Annotated in this window: 10 protein-coding genes; 9 read left to right on the forward strand and 1 reads right to left on the reverse strand. The window is 55.4% G+C overall.

Annotated elements, in window-relative coordinates:
* Positions 1-34 precede the first annotated feature (34 nt).
* Positions 35-607 (forward strand): elongation factor P-like protein YeiP, encoded by a 573-nt coding sequence (gene yeiP, locus HB664_RS18185; RefSeq protein WP_008500940.1) that lies wholly within the window; start codon positions 35-37, stop codon positions 605-607.
* Between the two features lie 117 nt (positions 608-724).
* Here the strand turns inward: yeiP and uxuA are convergent, their stop codons facing one another.
* Positions 725-1,915 carry a mannonate dehydratase gene (uxuA, locus tag HB664_RS18190; protein WP_045888643.1) on the reverse strand — a complete coding sequence of 397 codons (1,191 nt, stop codon included), beginning with the start codon at positions 1,913-1,915 and terminating at the stop codon, positions 725-727.
* 205 nt (positions 1,916-2,120) lie between these two features.
* Here uxuA and HB664_RS18195 point away from each other — a divergent pair, with 205 nt between their 5' ends.
* From HB664_RS18195 to HB664_RS18230, 8 genes are all read left to right on the forward strand, one after another.
* Positions 2,121-3,587 (forward strand): mannitol dehydrogenase family protein, encoded by a 1,467-nt coding sequence (locus tag HB664_RS18195; protein WP_213787831.1) that lies wholly within the window; start codon positions 2,121-2,123, stop codon positions 3,585-3,587.
* 124 nt (positions 3,588-3,711) lie between these two features.
* Positions 3,712-4,698 carry a GTP-binding protein gene (locus HB664_RS18200; protein WP_219939948.1) on the forward strand — a complete coding sequence of 329 codons (987 nt, stop codon included), beginning with the start codon at positions 3,712-3,714 and terminating at the stop codon, positions 4,696-4,698.
* Between the two features lie 33 nt (positions 4,699-4,731).
* Complete coding sequence (locus HB664_RS18205; protein WP_029740964.1) at positions 4,732-5,445, forward strand: phosphatase PAP2 family protein; 714 nt, start codon at positions 4,732-4,734, stop codon at positions 5,443-5,445.
* A 415-nt stretch (positions 5,446-5,860) separates the two neighbouring features.
* A complete protein-coding gene (gene mepS / locus HB664_RS18210; protein ID WP_008500946.1) occupies positions 5,861-6,430 on the forward strand; it encodes a bifunctional murein DD-endopeptidase/murein LD-carboxypeptidase in 570 nt (189 codons plus the stop codon).
* 127 nt (positions 6,431-6,557) lie between these two features.
* Positions 6,558-8,114 (forward strand): cyclic di-GMP phosphodiesterase, encoded by a 1,557-nt coding sequence (locus HB664_RS18215; RefSeq protein WP_219939949.1) that lies wholly within the window; start codon positions 6,558-6,560, stop codon positions 8,112-8,114.
* Positions 8,115-8,188: 74 nt separating this feature from the next.
* Positions 8,189-9,994 carry an extracellular solute-binding protein gene (locus HB664_RS18220; protein ID WP_219939950.1) on the forward strand — a complete coding sequence of 602 codons (1,806 nt, stop codon included), beginning with the start codon at positions 8,189-8,191 and terminating at the stop codon, positions 9,992-9,994.
* A 9-nt stretch (positions 9,995-10,003) separates the two neighbouring features.
* The gene (locus HB664_RS18225; RefSeq protein WP_024908182.1) at positions 10,004-11,098 is read left to right on the forward strand and encodes a microcin C ABC transporter permease YejB; all 1,095 of its coding nucleotides are present in this window, start codon (positions 10,004-10,006) and stop codon (positions 11,096-11,098) included.
* Positions 11,098-12,123, forward strand: coding sequence for an ABC transporter permease (locus HB664_RS18230; protein WP_219939951.1), 1,026 nt, complete (start codon positions 11,098-11,100; stop codon positions 12,121-12,123). The genes HB664_RS18225 and HB664_RS18230 overlap by 1 nt, the downstream gene beginning before the upstream one ends.
* Position 12,124: the final 1 nt, after the last annotated feature.

Consider the following 12,124-nt stretch of genomic DNA (forward strand, 5'->3'; position numbering starts at 1 on the left):
ATATTTTTTACCTCCCGTAAACAGGATTACTGCAATGCCAAGAGCGAACGAAATTAAGAAAGGTATGGTGCTGAATTACAACGGCAAACTGCTGATTGTGAAAGATATCGACATTCAGGCACCCAGCGCCCGTGGTGCAGCAACGCTGTATAAAATGCGTTTCGCCGATGTGCGTACCGGCCTGAAGGTGGAAGAGCGCTTTAAAGGTGACGATATCGTCGATACCGTGACCCTGACCCGTCGCTACGTTGATTTCTCCTACATCGACGGCAACGAATACGTGTTCATGGACAAAGAAGATTACACCCCGTACATCTTTACCAAAGACCAGATTGAGGAAGAGCTGCTGTTCATCCCTGAAGGCGGCATGCCTGACATGCAGGTTCTGACCTGGGACGGCGTGCTGCTGGCGCTGGAGCTGCCGCAGACTGTCGATCTGGAAATCGTGGAAACCGCACCCGGCATCAAAGGCGCATCCGCAAGTGCACGCAACAAACCGGCTACCCTGACCACCGGCCTGGTTGTGCAGGTGCCGGAATACCTCTCCGCTGGCGAGAAGATCCGCATCCATATCGAAGAAAAACGCTATATGGGTCGCGCTGACTGATTGCGGCGTTTGTCGGGTGGCGGCTTCGCCTTACCCGACCGACAAAAACACAAAAACCGGCTCTCAGGCCGGTTTTTTTGTAGGCCCGGTAAGCGTAGCGCCACCGGGCAACAGCGCTTACAGAAGCTCCGGATACTTCGTCATCTTCAGCGCCAGCTCGACGCCGCGCACTTCCGCCATCCCTTTAAGACGGCCAATCGCCGAATAGCCCGGGTTGGTTTTCTTACGCAGATCGTCCAGCATCTGGTGGCCGTGATCCGGACGGAACGGGATAGGACGCACATCGCCCGCCTGCTTGCGACGCGCCTCTTCCGCCAGAATGGCGTCTACCACCGCTACCATGTTCACATCGCCGCCCAGGTGCGCCGCCTCGTGGAAGGTTTTTGGGTTCTCTTCACGGCAGGTCGCACGCAAGTGCGTAAAGTGAATGCGATCGCCAAAGGTTTCAATCATCCGCACCAGGTCGTTATCCGCACGCACGCCGTAGGAGCCGGTACACATGGTGAAGCCGTTATAGATGCTGTTTACCGTCTCTTTCAGCCACTGCATATCTTCAATAGTGGAAACAATGCGCGGCAGGCCGAGTATAGGACGCGGTGGATCGTCCGGGTGCACCGCCAGACGCACACCAGCTTCTTCAGCAACCGGCACGATAGCGCGCAGGAAATACGCCATGTTTTCACGCAGCTGCTGCTTATCAATATCGCCGTATTCCGCCAGGCGCGCGCGGAACTGATCCAGGGTATACCCCTCTTCCGCGCCCGGCAGGCCCGCAATGATATTACGGGTCAGCTTTTCGATGTCTGCGTCACTGGCGGCGTTAAACCACGCGAGCGCCTGCTGCTGCTCTTCCGCGGTGTAATCCGCTTCGGCGCCGGGGCGCTTCAGAATGTGCAGCTCAAACGCCGCGAAGGCGATCTGGTCGAAACGCAGGGCTTTCGAGCCGTCCGGCATCTGATATTCAAGGTCGGTACGCGTCCAGTCGAGGATAGGCATGAAGTTATAGCAAACCGTATCAATGCCGCAGGCCGCCAGGTTGCGAATGCTCTGCTGATAGTTAGCAATCCAGGTCTGGTACTCCCCGGAATGGGTTTTGATGTCTTCGTGAACCGGGATGCTCTCTACCACAGACCAGGTTAACCCCTTCTCCGCCAGCAGCGCCTGACGCTGTTGAATTTCTTCAACCGGCCATACCTGACCGTTAGGAATATGATGCAGCGCCGTGACGACACCCGTTGCGCCTGCCTGGCGCACATCATCAAGAGAAACCGGATCGTTCGGCCCGTACCAACGCCAGGTTTGTTCCATTGCCTCACCCTCTTAAGTTGTTATACCAATATGCGTTACTGCAATGACGACTACCATACATGTTTACCGCTAAGGGTCAACATACCGCCACACATTGATTGATCAAACTCACAGAACGGGGATATTTACGGCTCACCAATTTTATTTGCTGTCATATAACTTTACACTGACATTGTTAATTAATGGTTAATCAGGTGTGTATCTCATGAAGACAATTGCCTCCACCGCCCTTCCTGCCCAGGTTCAACAGCCTCGCTACGATCGTCAGCAACTGCGCTCCCGCATCGTCCATTTTGGCTTTGGCGCGTTTCACCGTGCGCACCAGGCATTATTAACAAACCGGGTGCTGAATGAAAAAGGCGGCGACTGGGGTATTTGTGAGATTAGCCTTTTCAGCGGCGACGTGCTGATGAGCCAGCTGCGCGCGCAGGATCACCTGTTCACCGTGCTGGAGAAAGGGGCAGAAGGCAATGAGGCGATTATCGTCGGTGCCGTCCATGAATGCCTTAACGCAAAGCTGGACTCTCTGCCCGCCATTATTGAGAAATTTTGCGAGCCTCAGGTCGCAATTGTGTCGCTCACCATCACGGAGAAAGGCTATTGCATCGATCCCGCTACCGGGAAACTCGATCTGCACAACGCCCGAATAATCCATGACCTTGAAAACCCCTCAGAGCCACATTCCGCACCCGGGATCCTGGTCGAAGCGCTCCACCGCCGCCGCGAGCGTGGGTTGCCTGCGTTTACCGTGCTCTCCTGCGACAATATCCCTGATAACGGGCACGTGGTGAAAAACGCGGTGCTGGGCATGGCGCAAAAGCGTTCCGCAGCGCTGTCTGAATGGATTGACAGCCACGTGAGCTTCCCGGGGACGATGGTCGACAGAATTGTTCCCGCCGCGACGGACGCCTCGCTGGCGGAAATCACCGACGCGCTCGGCGTTGAAGATCCGTGCGCCATCAGCTGTGAACCGTTTATTCAGTGGGTGGTGGAAGATAATTTTGTTGCCGGCCGTCCGGAGTGGGAAGTCGCGGGCGTTCAGATGGTGCAGGATGTTCTGCCCTGGGAGCAGATGAAATTGCGCATGCTCAACGGCAGCCACTCTTTCCTGGCATATCTGGGGTACCTCGCGGGCTATGCCCATATTAATGAATGCATGGAGGACGCAGCGTTCCGCGAAGCCGCCCGTCGGCTGATGCTTGACGAGCAGGCGCCCACGTTACGCATTAAGGATGTCGACCTCACCGCCTACGCAGATAGCCTGTTGGAGCGCTTTGCCAACCCGGCACTTCAGCATCGGACCTGGCAAATCGCGATGGACGGTAGCCAGAAGCTTCCGCAAAGAATGCTGGACGGGATCCGCGTTCATCTCGAGCGAAAAACACCGTGGTCGCTGCTGGCCCTGGGCGTGGCCGGCTGGATACGCTACGTCAGCGGTACCGACGACCGTGGCAACGCGATTGATGTTCGCGATCCCCTCAGCGATAAAATTCGCACGATGGTCAATGCCAGCAGCGACGCCGACCGCGTTAACGCCCTGCTGGGGCTGAGCGAGGTCTTTGGTCACGATCTCGCGCAAAACAGCGCGTTTGTGGAAGCTGTCAGCCAGGCATACCAGCGCATCACCCGCCACGGCGCGCGTCAGGCTGTTATCGAGACGTTAAATATTTAACGATTATTGCGCTTAACGCGAACGGATGAAGCCTCCGTTCGCCCTCCCCCTTCTCACCAGTCACGTTTTTCGCCAGGATAGAGAGATTAGTGTTATAGCATCACAATCCTCATCTGGAGCGCACGTGACCAAAACCAACCTCATCACCGGTTTTCTCGGCAGCGGTAAAACCACCTCAATTCTCCACCTGCTGGCGAATAAAGATCCTGCCGAGAAATGGGCCGTGCTGGTCAATGAATTTGGCGAGGTAGGCATTGACGGAGCGTTACTGTCATCCAGCGGCGCGATGATTAAAGAGATTCCCGGCGGGTGCATGTGCTGCGTCAATGGCCTGCCGATGCAGGTCGGGCTCAATACGCTGCTGCGTCAGGGCAAACCCGACCGCCTGCTGATTGAGCCCACCGGGCTGGGCCATCCGAAGCAGATCCTCGATTTACTGACCGCCCCGGTTTACGAGCCGTGGATCGACCTGCGCGCCACCCTGTGTCTGCTCGATCCGCGTCAGCTTCTGGATGACAAGGCGGTGGCCAATGAGAATTTCCGCGATCAGCTCGCCTCGGCTGACGTTATTGTCGCGAATAAAGCAGATCGCGCCACGGCTGAAAGCCAGGCCGCGCTGGACGCGTGGTGGCAACATTTCGGCGGCAACCGCACGCGGGTGCAGGCCACCCAGGGGAATATTGATAGCGCCCTGCTTGACCTTCCTCGTCTGAACCTCGCCGAGCTGCCTGCCAGCGCGGATCATTCGCACAGTCATCCGGTTAAGCAGGGTTTAGCCGCTCTCAGCCTGCCGGAACATCAGCGCTGGCGTCGTAACCTGAACAGCGGCCAGGGATATCAGGCCTGCGGATGGATATTTGATGCTGAAACCGTTTTTGACACCATCGGGATCCTGGAGTGGGCCCGACTTGCTCCCGTCGATCGCGTGAAAGGGATCATGCGCACGCCAGACGGGCTGGTGCGGATCAACCGTCAGGGTGACGATTTCTTTATTGAAACGCAGAATGTGGCGCCGCCTGACAGCCGAATAGAGTTAATTAGTGCGGTTAACGCCGACTGGAATGCCCTCCAGTCCAGCCTGTTGAGGATTCGTTTAAGTTCGGGCGGCTAACGTTGCCCCAGTTTTCACTCTATGCAGAACGTTATGACAACTCGATTTCCCCTGATATTACTGCTTAATGTCGCCGGTCTGGCGCTTTTCTTCTCCTGGTATATCCCGGCGGATCATGGTTTCTGGTTCCCGCTGGATTCTGCCATTTTTCACTTCTTCAACCAGGAGCTGGTGAAGAGCAACGCGTTCCTGTGGCTGGTGGCCATTACCAACAACCGCGCCTTCGACGGCTTCTCGCTGCTGGCCATGGGCTGCCTGATGCTCTCTTTCTGGCTGAAAGAGGATAAAGCCGGGCGTCGGCGTATTCTCATTATCGGTCTGGTGATGCTGCTGTTTGCCGTTGTCATTAACCAGCTGGCAACTGCGATTATTCCGGTTAAGCGTTCAAGCCCAACGCTATTCTTCACCGATATTTATCGCGTCAGCGAACTGCTGCATATTCCAACAAAAGATGCGTCGAAGGACAGTTTCCCCGGCGATCACGGCATGATGCTGCTTATTTTTTCCGCAATTATGCTTCGCTATTTCGGCAGAAAAGCCTTTGCCATAGCCCTGATTATTTTTGTGGTTTTTGCCTTCCCGCGCGTAATGATTGGCGCTCACTGGTTTACCGATATTGCCGTCGGTTCGCTCTCCGTGGCGTTGATTGCGCTGCCGTGGTGTTTGATGACCCCACTGAGCGACAGGATAATAGCGCTGTTCGATCGCTATCTTCCCGGAAGAGCGCAACAACAATTAAACAAATAACTAACCTAAATTAACGTGAGCTATCAGGGATCGACATGATCCCTGATAGCGTTCTCGCCGCGATCTTTCCCCACTGTCATATTCTCGTCATCATATTCATGATAAAAATGAAGCAATTGCATACTGGCGCAGCGGATCCGTCGCTATTTTGAGCAATTCTATGTTTTTACTTTCTGTATCACATTTTCTTATAAAAAAAAGGCTTTTTTTTCTCGCAATACCCCAGGCAATCGGTTAATCTCGAACTCGTTTTGCCCCATAGAGATAATTATTTCACTGGCGAATAATTTTGTGCGCTGTGCCGCAAATGTGACCAGAAAGAATTGTCTCAATGTGAACAGATAATTAGTCTCGTCACGTTTGGCATTTTTATAACGATATTTGTCGTTAAGGACTTCAAGGGATAATAAACAAAATGGTCAAATCTCAACCGTTTCTGAGATATATCTTACGGGGGATCCCGGCGATAGCAGTCGCGGTACTGTTGTCTGCATGTAGTACATCGAACACCGCAAAGAATATGCATCCTGAGACGCGTGTTGTGGGAATGGAAGATTCCTCGTCACTGCAAGCCTCTCAGGATGAATTTGAAAATATGGTACGTAATCTGGACGTGAAGTCCCGCATTATGGACCAGTATGCTGACTGGAAAGGCGTGCGCTATCGCCTTGGTGGCAGCACAAAAACAGGTATTGATTGTTCCGGTTTTGTACAGCGTACGTTCCGTGAGCAATTTGGGTTAGATCTTCCGCGTTCAACCTATGAACAGCAGGAGATGGGCAAGTCGATTTCACGTACAAAACTGCGCACCGGTGATTTAGTCCTGTTCCGTGCCGGTTCTACAGGTCGACATGTTGGCATCTACATTGGTAATGACCAGTTTGTACATGCCTCCACCAGCAGCGGTGTGACCATTTCCAGCATGAATGAACCGTACTGGAAGAAGCGCTACAACGAAGCACGCCGCGTACTGACCCGCAGTTAATATGACTATCGTATCGTTGGTTATCCCTTGGCTGGCGATATGATGAAAAAAAGCACTGCTTCGGCAGTGTTTTTTTTTGCCCGTTACACTGAATACATCCAGCGGCATTTCAGGAATCACGACGTCTATGTTCACCCGCTATTTCTCCAGCAATCGCAAAATACTGATCCTCAGCATCATCACAGGCCTGATCGCCGCCCTGCTCCTGGGTTCGTTGCAATTTTTCTGGAGCTACCACAAGCGGGAAGTCAAATTCGACACCCTGATCCACGATGTGAGCATCTATATGGAGAGCTACTTCGATGAGTTAAAAAATTCTATCGATGTGCTCCAGCCGCTCACGTTAAACAACTGCCACGACGTCAATCAGGAACTTACCTCGCGCGCTGCCTTTAGCGTTAACGTTCGCGCATTCCTGCTGGTCAGAGACAAAATAGCGTTCTGCTCTTCTGCCACGGGGCCGATGAATGTCCCCATGGAGGAGCTGATCCCCGAGCTGCACATCGACAAACAGATTGATATGGCGTTACTTCCCGGCACCCCGATGTTGCCCAACAAGCCCGCGATTGCCATCTGGTACCGTAACCCGCTAGTGAAGGACGGCGGCGTGTTTACCTCGGTGAATCTCAATCTGACGCCTTACCTGCTCTACACCGCGCGCCAGGACGAATTTGCCGGTATTGCCATCATTATTGGCGACCATGCGCTGTCAACGCGCTCCAGCACGCTGGTCCTTGCGCATGATCTGCATGAAACGCCGGCCCGTACCGCGACGCTGAAAGACGTGCCCCTGACCATCAACCTGTATGCTGACGCCTGGACCAGCGATGAAATTCTCTACGCCCTGTTCTTCGGGCTGGTATGCGGCATTTGTGCCGGATCGCTCAACTACTATATCCTCAGCATTCGGCTCAATCCGGGTAAAGAGATTTTAAGCGCCATTAAGCGCGGCCAGTTTTACGTGGTCTATCAGCCCGTCGTCGATGCTAAATCGCTCCAGATGACCGGGCTTGAAGTGCTGATGCGCTGGAAACACCCGACGATGGGGGAAATTCCGCCGGACGCGTTTATCAACTTTGCCGAAGCGCAGAAGCTGATTGTCCCGCTGACGCTGCATCTCTTCGACCTTATCATTCACGATGCCCCCGTGTTACAAACCCTGTTACCTCCGGGAGCAAAGGTGGGCATCAACATTGCGCCGGGGCATCTGCATGCGGAAAGCTTCAAAGACGATATGCGCACCTTCAAAGCGCTACTGCCGCAGGATTACTTCCAGATCGTGCTGGAAATTACCGAGCGCGACATGCTCAATCATCGGGAAGCCAACAGCCTTTTCGAATGGCTGCATAACGAAGGGTTTGAGATAGCTATTGATGATTTTGGCACCGGCCACAGCGCGCTGATTTATCTTGAGCATTTCACCATGGACTACCTCAAGATTGACCGCGGCTTTGTTAATGCGATTGGCACTGAGACCCTGACGTCGCCGGTGCTGGATGCCGTCCTGACGCTGGCAAGACGACTGAATATGTCGACCGTCGCCGAAGGGGTGGAAACGCCGGAACAGGCCGCCTGGCTGCGCGAACACGGCGTTAATTTCCTGCAGGGATACTGGATTAGCCGCCCGATGCCGCTGGCGCAGTTCCGCGAATGGCGGCCTGATATTTCGCCCGAGGGTGATTAATTTCACATTGCCCGTGACGTCACTTATTATTCAGCTTAACCGAGCCGGTCTGTAAAAGAGGGAGCCGCCGCGAGATGCTTATGCGCTTCATGTTGCTGATGTTGGCACTAACGAGCCTGTCCAGCCAGGCGCAGGCCATCAAAGAAAATATCGCCTTCGCGGTGATTGGCGAGCCGAAATATGCGGTCAATTTTACGCACTTCGATTACGTTAACCCTGCCGCGCCGAAGGGCGGAAAGGTCACGCTTTCCGCCACGGGAACATTCGACAACTTCAACCGCTTCGCCCTGCGCGGTGTGGCGGCCGCGCGAACGGAATCGCTTTACGATACGCTCTTCGTCACCTCGGATGATGAGCCCGGCAGCTATTATCCGCTGATTGCCGAGAACGTGCGTTACGCCGATAACTTCGCCTGGGCGGAAATTTCGCTGAATCCGCGAGCGCGTTTTCACGACGGTACGCCGGTGAAGGCCAGCGACGTCGCGTTCACCTTCCATAAATTCATGACCGAAGGCGTTCCCCAGTTCCGCATCGTGTATAAAGGGGCTTCCGTCAGAGCCATTGCGCCGCTCACCGTGCGCATCGAACTGAGCGAACCGAACAAAGAGAACATGCTTAGCCTGTTCTCGCTGCCGGTGATGCCTGAATCGTTCTGGAAAAATCATAAGCTAAGCGACCCGCTTTCCACGCCGCCGCTGGCAGGCGGCCCATACCGCATCACCGACTGGCGCATGGGGCAATATGTTGTTTACTCTCGCGTGAAAGACTACTGGGCGGCAGACCTGCCGGTAAACCGCGGGCGCTGGAATTTCGACACCCTTCGCTATGATTACTACCTCGACGATAACGTGGCGTTTGAAGCGTTCAAAGCCGGCGCTTTCGATTTACGCGTCGAGAGCAGCGCCAAAAACTGGGCGACCCGCTATATCGGAAAAAATTTCGCCAAAGGCTATATCGTCAAAGACGAGCACAAAAATGAGTCTGCCCAGGACACCCGCTGGCTGGCGTTTAATATTCAGCGTCCGGTATTTAATGACCGCCGGGTGCGCGAAGCCATTTCCCTGGCCTTTGATTTTGAGTGGATGAACAAGGCGCTGTTTTACGGGGCTTACAGCCGTGCCAACAGCTATTTTCAGAACACGGAATACGCCGCGCGCGATTACCCGAAAGCCGACGAGCTGGCACTGCTGGCGCCTCTGAAAGCGGAGCTGCCGCCGCAGGTGTTCACCACCGTGTTTCAGCCACCCGCGTCGGACGGTGACGGTTACGACCGCGACAACCTGCTGAAAGCCAGCAAACTGCTGGATGACGCGGGCTGGCACCTGAAAAATCAAAAGCGTGTCGATGCCAAAACGGGTAAGCCTCTCAGCTTTGAGCTGCTGCTCTCGTCCGGGGGCAACGATCAGTGGGTACTGCCGTTTAAGCACAACCTTGAGCGGCTGGGCGTGACCATGAACATTCGCCAGGTCGATAACGCGCAGATCACCAGCCGCATGCGCAGCCGTGATTACGACATGATGCAGCGTCTGTGGCCCGCGCAGCCGTGGCCCAGCTCCGACCTGCAAATCTCCTGGGCCTCCAGCTACATTGACTCCTCATACAATGCGCCAGGTGTAAAAAGCCCGGCGATTGACGCGCTGATTGCGAAAATAGTGGCGGCGCAGGGGGATAAAGAAAAGCTCCTGCCGCTCGGGCGCGCCCTCGACAGGGTCCTGACCTGGAACTACTACATGCTGCCGATGTGGTATATGGGCGAAGATCGCCTTGCGCGCTGGGACAAGTTCTCCGTGCCTGTCGTGCGCCCTGTCTACTCCCTGGGCTTTGATACCTGGTGGTATGACGTTAACAAAGCCGCCAGACTTCCCGCTGAGCGGCGATAAGGAATCATCATGGGTGCCTATCTTCTCCGTCGTCTCCTGCTGGTCATCCCCACCCTGTGGGCCATCATCACGATTAACTTTTTTATCGTGCAAATCGCCCCCGGCGGCCCGGTCGATCAGGCGATTGCCGCCATTGAATTTGGCAACAGCGGCGGCATGCCCGGCGGCGGCGGTGAAGGGATGGGCGCGAGCCATGCGCGAACCGGCGTAGGGAATATCAGCGAAAGCCATTATCGCGGCGGACGCGGGCTGGATCCGGAGGTGATCGCCGAGATCACCCACCGCTACGGCTTTGACAAACCGATTCACGAGCGCTATTTCAAGATGCTCTGGGATTACATCCGCTTTGATTTTGGCGATAGCCTGTTTCGCAGTGCGTCAGTGTTAACGTTGATCAAGCAAAGCCTGCCGGTTTCGATAACGCTCGGGCTGTGGGGAACGCTGATTATCTATCTGGTCTCTATACCGCTTGGGATCCGCAAAGCGGTGTATAACGGCAGCCGGTTTGATATCTGGAGCAGCACGTTTATCATCATCGGCTACGCCATCCCGGCGTTTCTGTTTGCCGTCCTGCTGATTGTCTTTTTTGCCGGGGGAAGCTATTTCGACCTCTTCCCGCTGCGGGGGCTGGTCTCCGCCGATTTCAGCTCCCTGCCGTGGTATCAGAAAATCACTGACTATCTCTGGCATATCACGCTGCCGGTGCTGGCCACGGTCATCGGCGGGTTTGCGGCCCTGACCATGTTGACCAAAAACGCCTTTCTCGATGAAATTCGTAAGCAGTACGTCGTGACTGCCCGCGCCAAGGGCGTAAGCGAGAAGCAGATCATGTGGAAACACGTGTTCCGCAACGCCATGCTGCTGGTGATCGCCGGATTTCCGGCCACGTTCATCGGCATGTTTTTTACCGGCTCGCTGCTGATAGAGGTGATGTTCTCGCTCAACGGCCTGGGGCTGCTGGGCTATGAGGCTACCGTATCGCGCGATTATCCGGTGATGTTTGGCACACTCTATATTTTCACCCTGATTGGCCTGCTGCTGAATATCATCAGTGATATCAGCTATACGCTGGTCGATCCCCGAATTGATTTTGAGGGCCGCTGATGCCGCGTTTAAGCCCCGTCAACCAAGCCCGCTGGGCCCGCTTTCGCCACAACCGCCGCGGCTACTGGTCGCTGTGGATTTTTGCCGTGCTGTTTGCCTTAAGCATGTGTTCGGAGCTGATCGCCAACGACAAGCCGTTGCTGGTGCATTTTAACGACCGCTGGTACGTGCCGGTTATCGCCAGTTACAGCGAAAGCGACTTTGGCGGCCCGTTTGCGACACCGGCGGAGTATCAGGATCCGTGGCTTCGCCAGCAGATTGAGCAGCACGGCTGGGCGCTCTGGGCGCCGGTACGCTTTGGCGCAAACAGCATTAACTTCGCCACCACGACGCCCTTCCCTTCCCCGCCCTCCGCGCAGAACTGGCTGGGAACGGATGCTAACGGCGGCGACGTGCTGGCGCGCATCCTGTATGGCACGCGAATTTCTCTTATCTTTGGGCTGATGCTGACGATCTTCTCAAGCGTAATGGGCGTCGTGGCGGGCGCCGTTCAGGGCTACTACGGCGGGAAAATCGACCTGTGGGGTCAGCGGGTTATTGAAGTCTGGTCAGGCATGCCAACGCTGTTTCTGATCATCCTGCTTTCCAGCGTGGTGCAGCCCGGCTTCTGGTGGCTGTTAGGCATCACCGTCCTGTTCGGCTGGATGGCGCTGGTGGGCGTGGTGCGCGCGGAGTTCCTGCGCACCCGCAATTTCGACTACATTCGCGCCGCGCAGGCGCTTGGCGTGAGCGACCGGGGGATCATCTTCCGCCACATGCTGCCCAACGCGGTCGTGGCAACGCTCACCTTCCTGCCGTTTATTCTGTGCAGCTCGATCACCACCCTCACCTCACTGGATTTTCTTGGTTTCGGGCTACCGCTGGGTTCCCCGTCGCTCGGCGAACTGCTGCTGCAGGGTAAGAACAACCTGCAGGCGCCGTGGTTAGGCATCGCCGCCTTTCTTTCCGTGGCCGTGCTGCTGTCGCTGCTGATTTTTATTGGCGAAGCCGTGCGCGATGCCTTCGATCCGAACAAGGCGGTATAAA

Origin of the sequence: Enterobacter sp. DNB-S2 (assembly GCF_019443845.1) — a bacterium.
Taxonomy (GTDB): Bacteria; Pseudomonadota; Gammaproteobacteria; order Enterobacterales; family Enterobacteriaceae; genus Enterobacter; species Enterobacter asburiae_B.